At 57.1% G+C, this 18489-nt stretch carries 16 protein-coding genes and 1 riboswitch; of the genes, 9 read left to right on the forward strand and 7 right to left on the reverse strand.

Annotation, left to right across the window (positions count from 1 at the left end):
- From thiS to AC2D8P_RS05075, 4 genes are all read right to left on the reverse strand, one after another.
- Positions 1-195 carry a sulfur carrier protein ThiS gene (gene thiS, locus AC2D8P_RS05060; protein ID WP_484701042.1) on the reverse strand — a complete coding sequence of 65 codons (195 nt, stop codon included), beginning with the start codon at positions 193-195 and terminating at the stop codon, positions 1-3.
- Positions 179-1156 (reverse strand): FAD-dependent oxidoreductase, encoded by a 978-nt coding sequence (locus AC2D8P_RS05065; RefSeq protein ID WP_484701043.1) that lies wholly within the window; start codon positions 1154-1156, stop codon positions 179-181. The genes thiS and AC2D8P_RS05065 overlap by 17 nt, the downstream gene beginning before the upstream one ends.
- A complete protein-coding gene (gene thiD / locus AC2D8P_RS05070; RefSeq protein WP_484701045.1) occupies positions 1153-1956 on the reverse strand; it encodes a bifunctional hydroxymethylpyrimidine kinase/phosphomethylpyrimidine kinase in 804 nt (267 codons plus the stop codon). Before thiD ends, AC2D8P_RS05065 begins: the two co-directional genes overlap by 4 nt.
- A gap of 45 nt (positions 1957-2001) precedes the next feature.
- Positions 2002-2102, reverse strand: a riboswitch (TPP riboswitch).
- A 70-nt stretch (positions 2103-2172) separates the two neighbouring features.
- Positions 2173-2721 (reverse strand): OmpA family protein, encoded by a 549-nt coding sequence (locus tag AC2D8P_RS05075; RefSeq protein ID WP_484701046.1) that lies wholly within the window; start codon positions 2719-2721, stop codon positions 2173-2175.
- A 132-nt stretch (positions 2722-2853) separates the two neighbouring features.
- Here AC2D8P_RS05075 and AC2D8P_RS05080 point away from each other — a divergent pair, with 132 nt between their 5' ends.
- From AC2D8P_RS05080 to AC2D8P_RS05100, 5 genes are all read left to right on the forward strand, one after another.
- Entirely contained in the window at positions 2854-3978 is a 1125-nt protein-coding gene (locus AC2D8P_RS05080) for an acyltransferase (protein WP_484701048.1), read from the forward strand.
- Position 3979: 1 nt separating this feature from the next.
- Positions 3980-5311: a glycosyltransferase gene (locus AC2D8P_RS05085; RefSeq protein ID WP_484701049.1), complete on the forward strand. Its 1332-nt coding sequence runs from the start codon at positions 3980-3982 to the stop codon at positions 5309-5311.
- Positions 5308-6099 (forward strand): hypothetical protein, encoded by a 792-nt coding sequence (locus AC2D8P_RS05090; RefSeq protein ID WP_484701051.1) that lies wholly within the window; start codon positions 5308-5310, stop codon positions 6097-6099. The genes AC2D8P_RS05085 and AC2D8P_RS05090 overlap by 4 nt, the downstream gene beginning before the upstream one ends.
- Positions 6100-6288: 189 nt before the next feature.
- Positions 6289-7932 (forward strand): glycosyltransferase family 2 protein, encoded by a 1644-nt coding sequence (locus AC2D8P_RS05095; protein WP_484701052.1) that lies wholly within the window; start codon positions 6289-6291, stop codon positions 7930-7932.
- A complete protein-coding gene (locus tag AC2D8P_RS05100) occupies positions 7933-9249 on the forward strand; it encodes a DUF3131 domain-containing protein (protein WP_484701054.1) in 1317 nt (438 codons plus the stop codon).
- Between the two features lie 2 nt (positions 9250-9251).
- On the opposite strand, the gene AC2D8P_RS05105 is transcribed toward AC2D8P_RS05100, so the two are convergent.
- The gene (locus AC2D8P_RS05105; protein WP_484701055.1) at positions 9252-10460 is read right to left on the reverse strand and encodes a peptidoglycan-binding domain-containing protein; all 1209 of its coding nucleotides are present in this window, start codon (positions 10458-10460) and stop codon (positions 9252-9254) included.
- A 169-nt stretch (positions 10461-10629) separates the two neighbouring features.
- On the opposite strand from AC2D8P_RS05105, the gene AC2D8P_RS05110 reads away from it, so the two are divergent.
- Both AC2D8P_RS05110 and AC2D8P_RS05115 read left to right on the forward strand, forming a co-directional pair.
- Positions 10630-11187 carry an OmpA family protein gene (locus AC2D8P_RS05110; RefSeq protein WP_484701056.1) on the forward strand — a complete coding sequence of 186 codons (558 nt, stop codon included), beginning with the start codon at positions 10630-10632 and terminating at the stop codon, positions 11185-11187.
- A complete protein-coding gene (locus AC2D8P_RS05115; protein ID WP_484701058.1) occupies positions 11188-11952 on the forward strand; it encodes a caspase family protein in 765 nt (254 codons plus the stop codon). It abuts the gene before it with no gap.
- A gap of 17 nt (positions 11953-11969) precedes the next feature.
- On the opposite strand, the gene AC2D8P_RS05120 is transcribed toward AC2D8P_RS05115, so the two are convergent.
- Both AC2D8P_RS05120 and AC2D8P_RS05125 read right to left on the reverse strand, forming a co-directional pair.
- Positions 11970-13385, reverse strand: a complete 1416-nt coding sequence (locus AC2D8P_RS05120) for a hypothetical protein (RefSeq protein ID WP_484701059.1) — start codon at positions 13383-13385, stop codon at positions 11970-11972.
- Entirely contained in the window at positions 13385-15073 is a 1689-nt protein-coding gene (locus AC2D8P_RS05125) for a DUF3131 domain-containing protein (RefSeq protein WP_484701061.1), read from the reverse strand. The genes AC2D8P_RS05120 and AC2D8P_RS05125 overlap by 1 nt, the downstream gene beginning before the upstream one ends.
- 200 nt (positions 15074-15273) lie before the next feature.
- On the opposite strand from AC2D8P_RS05125, the gene AC2D8P_RS05130 reads away from it, so the two are divergent.
- Positions 15274-17205, forward strand: coding sequence for an ATP-binding cassette domain-containing protein (locus tag AC2D8P_RS05130; protein WP_484701062.1), 1932 nt, complete (start codon positions 15274-15276; stop codon positions 17203-17205).
- The gene (locus tag AC2D8P_RS05135) at positions 17186-18436 is read left to right on the forward strand and encodes an HlyD family secretion protein (protein ID WP_484701064.1); all 1251 of its coding nucleotides are present in this window, start codon (positions 17186-17188) and stop codon (positions 18434-18436) included. The genes AC2D8P_RS05130 and AC2D8P_RS05135 overlap by 20 nt, the downstream gene beginning before the upstream one ends.
- The last annotated feature ends 53 nt before the right edge of the window (positions 18437-18489 follow it).

The following is an 18489-nucleotide window of genomic DNA, read 5'->3' on the forward strand; positions in this document are numbered from 1 at the left end:
TTAACCCCCCTGCATCGGGGCGAGGATTTCGACCCGATCGCCATCTTGTAATGCGTGATCGTCGCGGGACGGGGCGGGGACGAAGTGCTCATTCACCGCTGTCGCGACACGACCGGTGAAGCCGCGTTCCACCAGCAGGCCCGCCAATGTGCTGGCCTGTACGTCGCAGGCCTCGCCGTTAAGGATAATCTTCATCGACCATCTCCGAATGTGAGTTGTGGATTGCCAGATCGGCAACACCGCGCGCCAGCGCCGGGGCCAAAAGGTAGCCGTGACGGTACAGCCCGTTGGCGTAGATACGGCCGCCGCGGCGGCGGATGCGGGGCAGGTTGTCTGGGAACGCGGGGCGCAGATCTACGCCGATTTCCAGCACTTCGGCCTCTCCAAACGCCGGGTTCAGCGCATAGGCGGCAGAGAGCAGTTCCAGCATGGACCGTGCTGTGATGCGGGTTTGATCGGCGGTTTCGATCATCGTGGCGCCCAGCATGTAGATGCCATCGCCACGCGGCACGACATAGAGCGGCAGACGTGGGTGCAGCAGCCGTACGGGCCGGGTCAGCGTCACATCCGGGCAGCGGATGATCAGCATCTCCCCCTTCACCCCGCGCAGGTCAGTCAGGGCGTCGCGGGCGTGATAGCCGCGACAATCAATGGCATTGGGCGCGTCATCGGGGGCGGGCGTGGCGTGGAAGGTGACGCCCTTTTGGATCAGAGCCTGATATAGGTCCACAAGCGCCTGACGCGGATCCAGATGAGCCTCTTCAGTGAAATACAACCCATTAGAAAAAGAATGAAGATCGGGCTCTAATTCAATGATACTATGTAGATTAACAGAGTCAAAGCCAGATGTTCTTCGGCCAAATCTGCGCAAGTCCGGCAGGTCGCGGGTCTGGGCCACGACCAGCGTTCCCTTGCGGGTGACGGCGGTGTGGTTGTCCCACCAACCGATGGCCTCTTGTCCCAGGCGCAGGACAGGTTCCTCGGCGTTTTCAAATTCGCACCACGGGGCCAGCATGCCACCCGCCCACCAGGAACAGCCATGATCACCGGGCCCGCCATGGGGGTCGTAAACCTGCACTGAGGCGCCACGCGCGACGAGTTCGGTTGCGACCGTCAGCCCGGCAACACCGGCCCCTATGACGGCGAAATCGTTCATGCAGACCAGACCCGGTGGAAGTGATGGACGGGGCCATGACCAGCACCGATATTCAGGGCGTCGGCCTGGGAAATGGCGCCTTGCAGATAGTCATGCGCTTGCGCCACCGCATCAGTCAGCCGCAACCCCTTGGCCAGACCGGCCGCGATGGAAGAAGAAAGCGTGCAGCCGGTGCCGTGGGTGTTTTTCGTTTGCCGTCGCTTAGCGGTAAACGTGTCCTCGTCACGATCGGTGCTGATCAAGATGTCGTGACAGACGTCACCTGCAGCGTGCCCGCCTTTCATCAGGACGGCACCTGCGCCCAACGCGCATAACGCGCGGCCTTGGGTGGTCATCTCAGCCGTCGTGGTGGCAACGGGCTGGTTCAGAAGGCAGGCAGCCTCTGGTAAGTTCGGGGTCAGAAGGGTGGCGCGTGGCAAGAGAATGTCACGCAAGGCCCCGACGGCATCCTCGGCCAGCAGGGCATCGCCGGATTTGGCGATCATGACTGGATCCAGAACGATGGGTCTGGTGAAAGCCGCGATACCGTCAGCGACGGTCTGAATGATCTCGGGCGTGGCAAGCATGCCGATTTTGATCGCGCTCACATTCAGATCGGACAGAACAGCGTCAATCTGTGCCCGGATCACATCCAACGGTACGGCATGAACGGCAGTGACTGCGCAGGTGTTTTGGGCGGTGATGGCGGTGATCACGCTGGCACCATAGGCGCCCAGGGCGGAAAAAGCCTTCAGATCAGCCTGAATGCCGGCCCCACCTCCACTATCGGATCCGGCTATTGTCAGGGCAATAGATGCCATTTGCGCGCTCCGTCTGTTTTGGGCGGGCGGTTTGGCAACTTGTCCTAAAGCTCAGACACCGTTCCCTCCGCCGGAATTGCCCGGATCAGGTTCGATGGGTTAACGCGATGCGTCTCTCAGCCTATCAGGCACCCCAACGGTTGTGTCGGAGTAACAATCGGCAGCGGCAGAGTCAAAGCCAATTTCAGGGGAGTTATAAGGCCAGATGGCCGGGGATCAGGGGAGCTCGGCCATGTCCGGGCAGTGGCGCAGCTCTATCGAGACGCGACGTTGCCAGGGGCTGCGGGCTGGCAAATTAGTCAGGGGCATCTGCGCGCCGATCCCTTTGATCGTCTTGACCCGCTGTGGATTGAGCCCGGCCGTCACCAATGTATCGGCGATCTGTTTGGCGCGGCGTTCTGACAGGGTCAGATTAACCGCCGGTCGGCCAGAGATATCAGAGTGGCCGACCAACTGAATACAAGTGGGTTTCAGGATGTCTGTTTGCAATATTGCCCCGAGGCTGACCAGTTGGTTCTGTGCATTCTGATCAATTGCGGTCCCACCCTGAGGGAAGAAAACGTGACTTTCGATCTGCACGGCGGTACGGTTGTCTTGCTGCATGGAGGCAGCGTCAGGCGTGTTTGCCTGCACTGAGCTGGCGCAGCCTTCTGATATGATGCCATAGGTCAGGCGCACCTCTTCACACTCGGCGGGGGTCAAACCCTGAGCATTCAGGACGGATCCCACGAGCATTATTGCGGTTGTCAGTGTTGCAATCTTCATAGCAGTGCCCTTTTGGCAAACAGATAGGCGTTGCGTCCTAACAAACTGTAAATAATTGTTTTTCTGTCTTGTTTACCCTTTCTTTGCAGATCGTTCTTACCGTCGCCCTGAAACTTGGGGTTGATGGGAATGATGAAGCAGCGCCAAACTTGGCTGGACGCATTACGACTGTTTGCTGGGCTTTCCATGGTCGGGCTGCATGCCACTGCCGATGCGACAGGCGGGTTCTGGGCGGCTGCAGAGGTGTCGGATCGGGTGGCCCCGATGTTGTTGCGGGCGGTTTTATATACTGCGCGCACAGAGCTGTTTTTGATCATCTCGGTCTTTCTGTTGCTGGTCAGTCTGGACAGGCGCCCCCGGAGTTACGGCGAGGCGATCGGGGAACAGGCGCGGCGATTGCTGATCCCCTTTGCCTTTTGGACAGTGTTTTATGCGGGATATTCGCTGATCAAGGCTGGGGCGTTTGGATATCTGGATCAGCGTTTGGCCGATCTGGCCGATCCGGTGGTCTGGGTCGGGTATGTGCTGTTGGGTGACGTGAAGTATCACATGCATTTCATCCCAACCCTGTTTGGATTGTTGGTGTTGTATCCGATGTTTCGGCTGGCCATGCGGTTTCCGGCGCTGGGTCTAATCATTCTGGCCTGTCTGACTGTTCGGCAGGAACTGTATCAATTCCTGTATTCTGCGTTTCAGGGGGCCGAGATGTTGCCCTATCTGGTCAGAGTGGTCAAAATTCTGACCTATGCCGGATATGGGTTGGTAGCGGGATCCGCGATTGGAGTGTGGCAGCGTCTGGACGCTGAAACCAGCCGTCAATGGTTGCCGATCGCCTTATACGGCGGTGGATTGTTGTTTTTGCTGAAACTGGTGGCCAGCTATAAAACTATCCAGACAGGTTACTTTCCGTTCAACTATGCGCCGGGCTATTGGGCGGATTTCCTGATGCCGGTGGTGCTGTTTTTCATTTGCCTGCTGCTGCGGCACCGGCAGTGGCCCGGCTGGATATCGCGCCTAGCCCCTTATTCCTTTGGTATCTACTTATGTCATCCGATCTTTCTGGATCTGGCAGAGATCGCTTTGGTCGGGATGGAATTGGGCCCGATGGGGCGGGTGGCGCTGAAAATTCTGCTGACCTTACCGGCTACCGTGGGGCTGGTGTGGATGATCTCTCGTCTGCGCGGGTTGGCTTGGGTGATCGGCTTGGGGCCGCTGCCCAGCATCGGGTCGCGGGCGCATGTGGAAAAGGGGGTCTGAGATGTTGATCAATCTTGGGCCGCAGCCCGATGGGATTGCGGTCATGCAACTGAACGGACGGGCTTTGCGTTCAGATATGTTGGGGCCTTTGCGTGACTTGTGTTCGCGGTCAGAGGCGCAGGGAAAATCCGGTGTGATCATCGATCTGTCGCGCGCAGGTCGGATACCCAGCAGCGGTCTGGCGGTATTGGTGGAGCTGCTGGCGCTTAATCCACGACTGACTCTTGGCTATTGCGGTATGCCGCGTGGCGCTCTGCGGCAGTTAGAACGGCTGGGTCTGGAACGGGCGATGCCGCTTTATCCTGAAATTGATGACGCACTGGCGGCACCAGAGTTTCAGCGCTGTCGGCAAAGTGGCGTGCAGGTTATGTTAAGGTGTGACGGGGGCGGATGCGGCAATCTGTTTCCCGCCGAAATTTCACCCTGGGGGCTGGATGTGGTGGGTAAGCCTTTGGTTCAGCATTCGCTTGACCATCTGGCGCGTGCCGGGGTGCGAAACGTGACGCTGTTGCAAACGGATCAGGCGGACCGTTTGGCCTGTGTCGCAAGAAATGTGGCGGCGGAATTGCCGCAAGTTGCCCTGACCTTGGTACAGGCGCCCGACAGTGGCGGAGAGGGGTTCGGCGTGACGCAGATATTCGATATGATGCGGAAAATCCGAAATCTGTCGGCGCGCGAAGTGGTGATCTGCCCCGCCAACGTGCTGGTGGATTTTGATTTGTCGCCGATTTTGGAGGGGCATCGCAATTCCGGGGCCAGTCTGACACGGATGCCTTTGCGGGGACCGCAGGACGCGTCGATCTATGTGTTTAATCAGGCAGATATTGATGATCTGGCCCATACCCCACGCATAGCAGAGACGCATCTGGGCGCGGCACAACGGCGTGACCCCTGCTTGGTCGACAATTGGCAGGGATATTTCCAATTGGTGGAGCGGGTCTTGTGCAACGCGGACCCTGCTATCATTCCTGTCGGGCGGCAGATCAGGGAAAATGTCTGGGTGCACCCCGATGCTGAGGTGGCATCGCGCGCCACGATCGGGCGGGCCTGTTATGTCGGCGCGGGCGCGCGGGTGCATAAAGGGGCCGCGATATCCGGGGTTTCCGCTATTGGTTCCGGGGCCGTACTTCAAAACCGCAGTCTGGCGCGCAACAGTCTGATCCTGTCTGGAACAGAATTGGGCAATGGGGCACTGGCAGACAGTGTGGTCGCCTGCGGCGATTGGGCCGTATCCCACCGATCTACTGCAGAGCGCGGCGACCGGCGTATCGCATTGGACTGCGTGAAATGGGCAGATGCGCCTGCGCCTGCCAGAATGGGGCGATTGGCATGAGGCGGGCATTGCGTTCATCCCTGCGTGGTGTCGTGGCTGCATGTGTGATTGCCGCCTTGGGCGTGGGAACGTCTGTGGCAGAGCCAGAGGATCGTTTCTGGATCCTGTGGGAAGAAATCACACTGACAGGGGCGGCCTGCCCTGATGGGGCGAGCTGTGCCCCTGAGCGACGATATTCAAGCCGTATGTTTCGCCCGGACAATATCGAGTGGTTGAACCGGATGTTCGGTATCGGCGATGAGGATCAGGCGGCAGCGATCCGGGCCGCGCAGCACCCAGAGGCCCCGAATATCTGCGCGGGACAGCGGCAGGCGACGACCGGCTTGACCGCCTTTGAGGCCGAACGCCAGTTTCTGTCCGATCCGGTGGATGCGCTGCGGGGGGTGCACGGGATTGGGCTTGACCTGCGCAACATGCGCCCGCCGCCGGGTTTTGGTGCGGATTTTGGCCCCCAGTTGCAAGCAGAGTTTGAACGGAAACTGAAATCTGTTGGGGTTGCCGTGTTAAAACCGGCAGAGGCCGCGCGCCTGCCGGGGCAACCCAAGTTGAGCGTGTTTTTCTCGCACACCGACCCAGAGGGGGGCTGTGAGTATACCTATTCGGTTTTCGCCAGCCTTAGCCAAACGGCATTGCTGACACGTGATCTGAAAACCAAACTGTCCGTCGGCGTGTGGTCATTTTCGGCAAAGCCCAACACAGCCCACCCGGATCATTCCGAATATGATGCGGTTCTGAGCATTGTGGAGGCGCTGGTCGAGGATATCAGGCGCGCCAATAATGGCTCATAAAGCATTGAATCTTATATATAACTATTAGACGGGTGTCGCTCGGCGTTTATGCAGGTTCCCTATTTCCACCAATTTGATCACCGCCAGCCCCCCGGGATTGTGGCATTCACCAGAGCGCGGGCTCATCTTTGGCATCTGTTGGCCGGGATGACCATCGGGCTGGGCTTATGGTATTTGCACTGGCGTTGGATGAGCTCGCTGAACACCGACGCATTGTGGTTCGCAGTGCCCGTGGCTGTGGCGGAAACTTTATGCTTTATCGGCACAGTGTTGTTTTTTCATGATATTTGGGATGAAGGGGATAGCCATCCAACCCCAATCCCTGTGGATCGTCAGGACCTGGGTTTTTTCGGGGACGATCCGATCGAGGTCGACCTGTTTATCACCACCTATGACGAATCGGTGGAGGTTTTGAGGCCATCGCTGGATGCTGTGGGCCAATTGGTGCTGCCAACAAATATCAACTTGAAAGTTCATCTTTTGGATGATGGCAATCGCCCGGAAATGCACGCATTGGCGCGGGCTTATGGCGCGATTTATCACAGTCGACCTGACAATCGCGGGTTCAAGGCAGGGAACCTACGCAATGCGCTGTTTGGCTCTCGTGGGGATTTCGTCGCTATTTGTGATGCGGATACACGGGTTCTGCCAGGGTTTTTGGCAAATACCTTGGGGTATTTTCGGGATCCGAAAGTTGCCTGGGTGCAAACGCCCCATTGGTTTTATGACCTTCCACCAGGACAGCCGTGGTCTGATTGGTTGCGTGGTTGCGTCGGGGGATGGGCGGCCCATTTGGCCCCCATATTGACCTGGATTACGGGATCAGTTCGATGTGGTTCTGATCCCTATCGGTGCGACCCCATGTTGTTTTTTGACGTCATTCAACGCCGACGCAATCGCCATGGCGGGTCTTTTTGTTGCGGGGCAGCGTCGATCCACCGGCGCGAGGCGGTGTTTGACAATGCCTTGAAACGGCAGGGGGAAATTTTGGCGGCAATGACGACACATGGCGGTGGCGGACGCCAGCGTGAGCAGATGCGCAGGCTGTTGTCGCAGAGCGAGATGGAACCGTTTCGCTATCACGTGTCAGAGGATATTCACACTTCGATCCATCATCACAGCGACGGGTGGCGATCGGTCTATCACCCGCAAGTGGAGGCAAAGATGCTGTCGCCGTGGTCGATGAAGGCGTGGAAAACCCAACAATTGAAATATGCGGCGGGAACCTTTGATATCATGCTGCGGGCCAATCCATTGTTCAAACCTGGGATGCCGTGGCGGATCAAACTGCATTATGCGGCGACATTTTGGTCATATCTGATGATCCTGTGGGTGCCTGTTTTATTGTTTGCGCCGGTTGTATCGCTGTTGACGGGGATTGCCCCGATCGAGGCGTATTCGGTCACATTTTTTGCCCATATGCTGCCGCTTCTGATCGTGAATGAACTGGCCATGATCGTGGCCTGCAAAGGCTATGACGTTAATGCCGGGCGCACCCTGGCCATTTGTCTGTTGCCGCTGAGGGCGCGGGCATTGTGGCAGGTTTTGCGGGGAGTTCGACCGGGTTTTCCACCCACCCCAAAGATACCAATCCTGTCATCAGGCCTGGGCCACGTCCTGCCCAGCCTGATCATGGTTCTGATCATGATTGGCTCTGGCCTGTGGGGGGTATCGCAATTCCTGCGCGGGGCGGAAAATTATTCAACGCCCTTCTTGGCGGTCAACATGTTTTGGCTGTTTTGGAACATCACCTGCGTTGGGCGGGTGCTGATTGCGGCGCGTTGGCAACCCAGAGCGTTGGGTGAGGCAACATTTGTGCCGCAGGAGGAGTAAATGGCTGAAAAAGAGAGAGTTTCGCCCAATCGATCCAGTGTTTTCTTTCTGGGGGGCTTGGTGTTGGCCGCAGGTCTGGCGGTTGGGTATGATGGGTCTGCCCAGTATTATCTGCGCGCACAGGGCGGGGCGCTTAGCCAGACAGACGTGCCGGTTAATATGCCACAACCGCCCAAAGCGCTATCCCCGGCGGATCGGCGGGCGGCGGAGGTTGCCTGGGCCTATTTCGCCAATAACACGCGGGCCGAAACGGGGTGGGTTGATTCCGTGGCGGGGTTTCCCTCGACCACGTTGTGGGATCAGGGGTCTTATGTTCTGGCGCTGATCTCGGCTAAAGAGCTTCAGATCATATCAGATGACGTCTTTCAGTATCGTATAGACCGTGTGTTGGACGGACTGAAACGTTTGCCGCTGTATGAAGGGAGACTGCCCAATAAAGCCTATGATACGCGCAGTCTGAACATGGTGGATTACGATAACTCTGCCAGTGTAATCGGGGTTGGGTGGTCGGCGCTGGATGTGGCGCGGATGCTGTCGGCACTACGAATTTTGGAACGCTTGCACCCGGTTTATGGCGCGGAAATTCGTCAGCTTTTGGCGCAGTGGGATTTGGATGCGCTGGTTGAGAATGGACAATTGGTTGGTGCGCTTGAGGAGGAAGATTTGACAGTTTACCGCCAAGAGGGGCGATTGGGGTATGAGCAATACGGCGCACGCGCGGCGGCATTGTGGGGTTTGGATGTGTTGCAGGCGATATCGGCCACGCGTGCGCTGAAATGGGAAGAGGTTTCCGGCATCGATGTACCCGTTGATCTGCGCACGGCCAGTGCTTTTGGCGCGATCACCCCGACATTGAGCGAACCCTATATGTTGCAGGGTTTGGAATTGGGGCTGGATGGGGAGGCACGTGTTCTGGCCGACCGCGTCTATCGGGCGCAAGAGGCCCGATTTGACAGAACTGGCGTGCCGACAATGGTGTCCGAAGATCACATCGATCAGGCACCCTATTTCCTGTATTCATCGGTTTTCAGCAATGCCTCCGCCTGGGCTGTGATGGCCGAAGATGGCACACAGCACCCGGAATTGCGCATCATCAGCACAAAGGCGGTGTTTGGATGGGACGCGCTGTATGACACAGATTACACTGCGTTGATGCGAGACCAGATTGCGGATTTGGCAGATCCGGATAATGGCTGGCAAGCAGGCCGATACGAGGCAACGGGGCTGGCCAATGAAGTGTATGCGCTGAACACCAATGCGGTGATTTTGGAGGCGATCCACTACATGCAACATGGCCCGCTTTGGCAGATGCGCTGAATTCAGGATTCGGCAGGCCCCAGCACTAGATGGAGCGGTAGATAGCCGTCATCAGAATTAAACGCGGGCTGAGGGGGGCTTGGTGGTGGGGTCGGATTTGACTTTGGCGCCTGCGCTACCGGGGTGGTGTTTTCTGTTGGCGCAGATCGCGGGGCGAGCTGGCGCAATCTCTGCAAAGTGTCGAAGTCGACCGTGCCGCTGGCGATCAGCCGTTCGCGGGCTTGAAAATCGGCAATGGCGGCTCGGGTTGGATGATCCAGCCGACCGGTTTCGTAGGGTTCTTGCAAGATACCCAGATGCATCAATTGAACCTGAGCTTGCGCAATAGTTTGGGGATGGGCGCGCTGCGTGAACTCATGTTCAGCAACGCTGTTGGATTGCGGATCGGTGGAAGGGTCTGACAGGCAAGCCCAGTAAGGCACACCGGAATGGCGACCCAGCAATTCAATCACCCCCAGTTCGATCAAGTTACGCACGGCCTGACCATTGCTTTCCACGCGGTTGACCCGCAGGGAAAGATCCAGACCGGTCATCGAGATCAGGCCCGTGGCCGACAGGTTTCGGTTGCGCGACACCACGATCATAGAATTGGCGACCGACAGGCCGGGCACCACTTGCCTGGAGGGGTAGCGGACAAGATGCAGATCGACAGAAACCACCGACAGCTTTTGCCCCCCACCAATGCGTGTGCCCGTCAGGCCGGTATTTGTCACCTCGCCGTCTTTGCCACCCAGAGAAAAACTGTCATCGACGGTGTCGCGATCCAGTTGGCTGATCGAGCCGCGGATGTAGTATCGTGGGCGGGCAGGGTCGTCTTTTAAAACAACGCGAAGGTCCAACTCTCCTCCATCTTTTACGATGGCCTGATCCAGAAAAATGTAGGATTTGCTGCGCCGGGTCATCTGGTTGATCGCATTGATCAACATATCATCAGCCCCGACACGGACGGCATTGGTGCTGTCGGGAATATCGGTCGAGGAGATCAGGACAGGCGCGCGGTTTTTATCAGTCAAAAGATCGTCGACACAACGCAACGCCCCACTGAACGAAGTGAAATTGCGCGCTGGCCGGGTGATGGGTTGCGCATGATCGGGGGCCAGTAGAGGGTCCACGGGCGCGCAGCCCGCGCCGATCAGCACGACCAACATCCCTGCGCGCGCAACGCGATGCACGGGTGAAAGATATGTCTGAAAATTCGTAAAATTCAACATAGGCCGACCATAGGGCTGCGGGGCTTAAGTAATGATTTCCAAATCGGCACAATAACGAAAAATATTAATAAAAAACTGAATGTTATGGTAAAATATTTAGGCGTTTGAAACGAAATCTTCAGCATGGTTGTTCAATCTTGCCTGTGTATTGATTGGCAAGGAGATCACCATGCGACTGTTTTTGATGGCGTCGGCCTGTTGTTTGGCCAGCGGGGCATTTGCGGCGGATGTCGTCCAGTTGCCGCTTGCATCTAACTATTGTGCGATTTTGCGCGCGTTCACCCAAGCCACTGATGCGCGATGCCCGCAACCAGCGGATTTGGGCCAGACGCGTAGCGTGGCGGTTGCTGACTCTGATGGTCTTGTTGAAGAGGCAGGATATTTCATTCGGTTTGCACTGAATTCTGATGTCGTCACAGAGGCCTATCAAAGCCATCTGGATCAATTGGCAGAGGTTTTGGGATCGGATGCGACGCGGGATTTATGCCTCCGTATCGTGGGGCATGCCGATACGTCGGGGGTAGAGGTCCATAATTTGGCGCTGTCGCAGCGTCGGGCCCGGGCCGTTCAGTTGTATCTGATCGGCGTACGCAACATGGACGCAGCACGCATAAGTTCGGTGGGCAAGGGCGAGGGTGAGCCCCTTCCGAACATGTCTGGAACTGATCCGTTGAACCGACGTGTTGAAATGCTGGCAAAACCGACAGATGGCGGCAGCTGTTCATAGATGCGTCGGCGGGATTTTCTGACGCAAGCAGGTCTGTCTGTGGGAGGTGTATCGCTGGCGGCAGGTGCGTTGCGCGCCGGCGATGTTGAGCCCACCAAGACAGCTGCATTTGTCTGTGGCTGCGATGGGTTTGATCATCTGCCAACATTGCGGAATGCAGTGGCTGATGCTGAACGGGTCTCAGAGATGTTGGCGACGCTGGGATATCAGGTCAGGCTTCATCGCAATCTGACTCAGTCTGAGCTACTGCGCGCCTTGGCAGAGTTTCGGCTGTCTGCGTCAGGAATGGATCGGGTGGTTTTCTATCTGGCGTCGCACGGCGTTCAGACCGGGCAGGGGGTGCGGATTGCCGCCGCTGATGCGGTGGTTCCGGACGCGGGCCCTATGGTTGGTTTTGTTCCGCTAAGTTTGTTTGATATGGCGGTCAGGGACCGTATCCGCTCGCGCATATTTTTTGTGGATGCGTGCCGGGAGATTCCGCATGCACCAATGGCTGAGACTGCTGACCGCGCTGGTCCGGATGCGGGTGCGGGGCAGTTTATCCTTTATGCCTCGCAGTTTGGGGCGCCTGCGTTTGACGGGTCCAAGGGGCGAAGCCCGTTTGCCGAAGCGCTGTTGTTTGGGCTGACGCAAAAGGGGCTGGAGATTGAGGCGCTCGCACGCCTGATCCGGCTATATGTGTTGCGCGAAACGGAGGGTCGGCAGGTTCCATGGTCGCGATCGTCCTTGCTATTGCCAGAGGTTCTTGTGCCGGTGCGAAGTTGATCAACGTGAGAGTCGGATCATTGAACTGTCGCCTCTTCCTCTGCCGTGAGCGTGAAGACCGAGCCAAAGTAATCCGACAACAGCTGATAGTCTTGTGAAGAAACATCGGTGGTGGCCGTTTGGTCGGTGCGTGCCTCTGCGCTGATCTCTGCCGGATCTAGCTGGTTTTGTAATTCCTGAAGGATCAGTTCCACTGCATCGGATTGCGGTGGTTCTGTCGGATCAGCCAGGACAGGCATGGCGGTGGTAGAGTCGCCTTGAGAGTCGCGAAGTTGGATCAATAGCAGCGCGGTTTGGGCATCTAGGCCGATTTCGGTCATCAGATATTCCAATTGGTCCGACATGCGACCGGCATCAGATTCGCCAGTGTCCGCCATCGCTTCGATGACGGTGGTGTGGGCCGGTCCATTCGTCATGCTCTGAGGGTCTGATACGCGGTTCATCTGGTCGCGCGTCAGGATCAGCTGTTGCGATTTAAGCCGTTCGAGATCCTGCATGATTTGTGCGGCCACCTGTTCCAGTTGTTGGATGTCGCCAGATGTAGGGTCGTGCTGGGCCGATGGTTGAGATGTATTCGCTGTTTGGGTCAGGTTTTGCGCACCACGTCCCAACAGTAGTTGACGCAGGCTGTCCAGTTCCTGACGGACCTCGGCGACCTCGGAATAGGCATTGTTTGCCGGGTCCGATTGGCTGGCGGCCAGGATTGGCTGGTTCTGGGGCTGTGGCCGGGAGGTGCGCCAATCCACTGTTTGGGTCAGGCCTGAATTGGCCGGATCTGCGACAGAGTTTGGCACAGGCCAGTTGCGCGGCAACACAGAATAATCCTGACGGGCATTGATCCAGCGCAGATAGGTGACAACGGCGGAAAACCCGGTCAACGAAACACGGTCAATTTCGTTTTCCAGCCCGCGACGGGCGACAAGCTCGCCGCCAGCGGACAACAGAGCCTCTAGATGTGGATCGAGCGGTTGTAACACGCGACCGGGAATTTGCAGTTCCGACACGCCATCCGCGACATAGAAGAAATCATTGGGGCTGGCCCCATCGAGTTCCAGTTGCGGTTGGCCTTGGGGGGTCAGGATCACGGACATCATGCCCTTGCGCCCCATACAGGTAAAGGTGCGTGGGCGGCATATCACCTCGAACACATCGCTATCCAGACGCGGAGTGGGGGCGAACCGGGCATAGCCATCGGGATCGAAGCGGAAATAAACGCCCTCGACCAGGCCTTCCTGAAACGTGGGCCATCCGAAAGAACCGCGCAATTCTTGCCGGGCCTCATGTGCGCCGATGGCAAAGAGCACAGACGTGTCCAAAATGGCGTTTTCAGGCGTGAAGCTGGTATCCGTCGTGTTGGCCGTCTGGGCGACCGTCATTGGGGCAAGCGCCAGACCGGCGGCCGCGATGATTATGGGGCGAAGAAGTTGTTTCATCAGAAATCCACCTTTGTCTGAACCGAGTGCCGCAGGGCCGGAAGCCAGTCAGACTCTTGCGGGGGATCGGGGTATTTGCGCCGGATGCGAAGATCCTGATCACGAAACGCGGTGTACCAGACCTCTGTATCACCAAGGTATGGTGTCAGGATTGTGCCTTGCACCTTGTGCAAGAGCGAGGTCAGGATGATACCATTGTTGTTGGCCGTGAAGATCTCAATCCGGCCCTGACCGCGTTCATAGAGCCCCTCATACATGCCGTTTTCAGGATCGTAGAGTTCGATGATCGCCTCAAACAAAACATCTGTGTATTCGGTATCCCACAAGGCCCACAAACCCAGGGCAGCCTTGGCCGCGACAGCCGCATGGTCGGGGACGTAGTCGCCGCGTGGGGTGACGGTGTTCCACGGATAACCATCTGAAAAGATGGTGTCATAGGTGAAATATGGGGGGCCTTTGACATTGTGTTCGGAGCGCGCCGTCATAAAGCCCGTACGGCGCCAGCGGTTTTCCTGCACTTGATAGATGCGGTCGGCAAATTCTGCGCGCCAACCATCAGAATGCAGCCATTCGGGGCTGGAATCGTCATGGGGCAGGTCAAAGCCCAGTTCCAGACCGTCTTGCAGGTAGGATTCAGTCACCACGTAGTTTTGAGAGTGGAAAATGCGCGGGTCGCGCCCATCATAGGGCACCTGTACACCATAGATCGACGCGGTCAGAAATGGCTCCGCCCGATGGGCCAGGATCGGTCGAAACCCCCATAGGGCAAAGCCCTTGGCGGCATATTCCTCATATCCCAGGCGGCCCTCTTGGGCATAGACGGTTTCGCCGGTTTCCTTGTCGACATAAGCGCCGAACATCAGCCCTTCGTCATTGATCGTGTTGCTGAAATCCCATTTCAGCAGAACCGAATCCACCGTGTTGCCCAAATGCGGATAACGGTTTTTTAAGATCCGCATCCAGACCAGAAACCGCCCGATATCTAGGGCAGAAAACCCGATCTCGCCAGGTTTATTGGTGTAATCCACCTTGGCCCCGGTTTTGGTGTGATACACCTTGTTGGGCATTTCATTGCGAAACAGTTCCAGCCCTTTGATCGTGGTCAAAAGGCGGATCATGCGTTGATCAAAATCCGGTTTTTCGATGATACATAATTCATAGGCGGCAACGGCCCCCGCGATATAGGATGCGGTGTCCCACATGGTGGTGGACGGGTAGTTGCCTACCGAATTGGCAAGCCCGGTAGTTTCCTGAGTGAACTTTTCAAAGTAGTGCCAGGCGACGCGTGCAGCGCGCATTTCCCGTTCGGACAGAAATCCGCGCCGATCCCGGTAGCGCCGCACATATTCATTGCGGCGGGTGTAACCCGTGGGTTGATCCACACCACGATCCAGCTTGTCAAAATAATCCTCTGGCATTTCACACATGCGAAGGGGTTTGGGACGCGGATCACGGCCCTGCACCATGCGCGTGGTGACAGAGGGCAGGTTGCCCCGCATCAGGGCAGGAATATTATCCAGATCCCCCCCGGCGATGATGGGAATGATCTCTTCTTCCTGTGCCAGAAATATTGTGCGGGCGATGGCCCCGGCGGACCACGCGACGCCACCAACAACCACAACGCCAATGACGAGCGACATCATGCCAAATCCAAGGGACTTGCGTGATTTTCCTGCCATCTTTGTCATGAATAACTGCCCGATTTTTTCGCGATTCCCTTCTTGATAGCCATCGGAAAGTTAACAAAGCGAGAACTCGTATCGCATTTCGAAATCCAAAGTTTTTCAATGATAATAGTCTGTTAATCCCCAGTGCGTATCCAGAGGCTCCCAGTGTGGAGAACGGGAAACGAGATATGAGCAGCACCCAAACACCACCAGATAAGCCAATGCTTCCCCCCGTAATGGAAGAGGAAGTTCCCCATATCGTCATTGAAATGACAGATCGATCGGCCCCGGTTTGGGCGGGGGTTTTGTCGTCGGTCTTTGCGATTCTGTCCGGGCTATGTGTGTTGGCGATTGCAGTATCGGCGGTTTATTTTGACACGCTTGTTGCGCAACGTGGGGAACTGATCCTGGCCCCACTGTTGATCGCGGTTGGGGTCGTGCCTTTGTTCGGAGCGGTGATTTTGGACTACTGCCATACGCGGGCACTGGCCGGGTTCAGGGATCTTCGTGCCAAGTATTATCGGCGTGCTCAGATGGGGTTGGCGGCGGTTGTTCTCATCGCGCTGGCGCTGGTGCATCCGCTTTTGGGATTGGGTGTTATTGCCGGCTTGTCCGTTTCTTTGGCCGGATTGTGGGGGGTATCCAAATACGGCACGACTGAGCCCGCCTGGGATCATACAAAGGCAGAGGCCGTATCCATTCTGTCGGGGCGGGATTTTATCGGGCATAAGTTGTCGCGTGGCCGTCGGCGCGAACATGGATTGGCCATATCGGTGCATCGCGCTGCGGTCTGGTTGGGTGTTCTGGTCTCGTTGGGTTGTTGCAGTTTTTTGATTGCTCAGGGCATATTGTCGGCGGCGGCACTGCCGGCGGTCGCGTTGATCACGTATTGGTCCACTGATGCCGCGACACGCCATCTACGATCGCGTTTTCAGGATGCGCCGGTCACCAATAGCTCTGCCGTTGTCAAAGCGGTCCAGATGACAGAGGAGGACACACCGGTCGAAGGGCTGAGCCTTCGAGCCATGAGTGTTCATCAGCAGGCGGGCCGGATGTTGTTGTCCGAAGTGTCGTTTGATGTACCGCCTGGATCGGTCACCGGAGTTTTGGGCGATAGCGGTGCGGGTAAATCGTTGTTGTTGCGGGCCATCAGTGATCCCTTTGGCCTGTCCGGGCTAGAGCTGCGTGGCCATATTCGGATCAACGAGCACGATTTGTGGCACCGCCAAGCGCGGCGTCAGGCCGTTCCGTCTGTGTATTTTCCAGCTGTTCCAATTGCGTTGAGCGGGACGGGGCGTGATAATCTGTCCGGGTTTCAGGATAGCTTTGCGCTGGATCGCGGAAAGCGCAATCTGGAACAACTGGTGTTTTCCAATGATCTGGTTGAACAGATATGTGACGCCCCCGATGTATCCAGCCTGCCTGAAATGCAGAAAAAGGCGTTGGCCTTTGCCCGTGGATTTTTGTTTGCGCCGTCGCTTTACCTGATGGATCGGCCCGAGGATGGGTTTTCTGACAAACAGATTTCGGCACTGCTGTCGCGGATGGATCACGAAACCCGACTGGGCCGGTCGTTTCTGGTTGTCACCGAAAATCGGGCCATGCTGGAACGCTGTGACCGTCTGATCATCCTGCAGGATGGGCGAATTGTGGATTATGGAGAGGCAGAAGCCACGCGCGCCCGGCTGGCGGCGGGATGGATGCGGTTTGTGGGCGCGCGGCGGCTGGAGACCGAAGAAAACCTGGAAAACTGGATCAGGTCGCATTTCAAACGCGAAGGCGACGAGGCGAACCGGCGCAAAGTTTGCATGATTGGCTCTGAACTGTTGGCCTTTTCCTGTCACGGAGTCAGTGATGTGAATCAGCAAAGCCTGAGCTTTCAGTTCAAACATTTTGAAGGGTACTGCATCTTACGTCTACAAGACAGCGACGTCCCAGTCGGAACGGCCCAAATGCAGGCGGTACGTCAGCAATCAGAAAATGCCAAAGAGGGGCAGCGACTGTCACCGTTGGCCCGGATTATGCAAGAAGCCGTTGAGGTTGATACAAACGCCGAACTGGATCGGCGCGAACTGATCGTCAGGATTGAAACCTATGATCCTCGTAAAACCAAATCGCAGATGAGGTCAGGGAATGCGCCGACGAAGAGCTGACGCAGACTATGCCTCTGTCCCCCGGGGGCGTTTTGCCTGGTCGCGTCTGATGTGGTTGATCAGCGGCACGGGCATGGTGGCCGCGATGAGTATTGGGCTGATAATTGTCCTGACAGGTATTTATTTGCCCGTCTATCGGGACTTCCCGGGGGAGTTGCGGCCCGCCCGCAATCCCGTGTCAATCGCGCTGCCGGCGGGCGTTTATCTGAACCAGATTCTGGTCGAACGTGGCGAGGAAGTGAGGGCAGGGCAGACAGTAGCAACGCTGGATGTCGCTGCGATGGAGGCGCGATTGGAGGAGATCGAACGACAGATCTTTGCAGATGTCACACTTCGCTCGTGCATTTTAGGGTTGGAAGTGAGGCCAGAGCCAGTATCTGAACGCGGTTCGGAATTGTTTGCGTTGGCCGAAATTGCGCGGCAAGACTGCGCCGGACAACAGGACGGTCGCGCGACCGCGCAAGCACAAGTCGCTGTGCGCAAAGGCATATTACATGAGCGTCGCGGGCTGTTTGAGGATTATCTGACCCTGCTGGTTCGCCACGTTCCGGAAGCAACCGATCGCGCGGATCGATTGCGTATGGCGCTGTCTGTGGCGCTGTCTCGGAATATTCTGGATCACCATATCGCTGCACTGGATGATCTGGCTGATGATGAACGTATACGGTATCAGCAAGAAGTCATTGAAAAAAGCCGCGACCTGTCTGAGCGTATCGCGCAAAACATGAACCAGCGTGCGGTTTTAGCCCAATTCCTGCAGGCGCCGCGTTTGAAATCCCCGGACAATGGCCGCGTCAACCGGATCAGACCGGTTCAGGCTGGGGTCAGCTTGGTGGAGGCTGCTGAAGTGTTGGAAATCACCCCGTCGGACCGGGCCTCTTTCGTGGCTAATTTTACGATCCCGATGGAGATGGCCAAACTGATGCAACCTGGACTGGAGGTGCAGTTGACCCTGCTTGGCGGTTGGCACCGCACCCCAGTGCTGCAGGGTGTAGTGGCGCATGCCGTCAGTGGACAAGAGGGCAAAGTGGTGATTTCCGTGGATTTGAAGCCAGAGAGCGTCGAAGACCTTACGGCGCCCACCGATGGCGTTGCCCTGCGCGGGGTTGGGACAGCTTCGGCCCTGCGTGTCAGATTGGCGGATTATAATCTGGGGCAACAAATGCAGGACCAATTGTTGGTGCTGAGACCAAATTTGCCAGAAACACTGTCAAAATTGGTGTTCCAGTAATCCGGTGTCGCCTGAAATAGGGATTGCGGGCAATCTGCCACTAGGCGAGATTG

This window comes from Roseovarius sp. YIN77 (genome assembly GCF_057219155.1).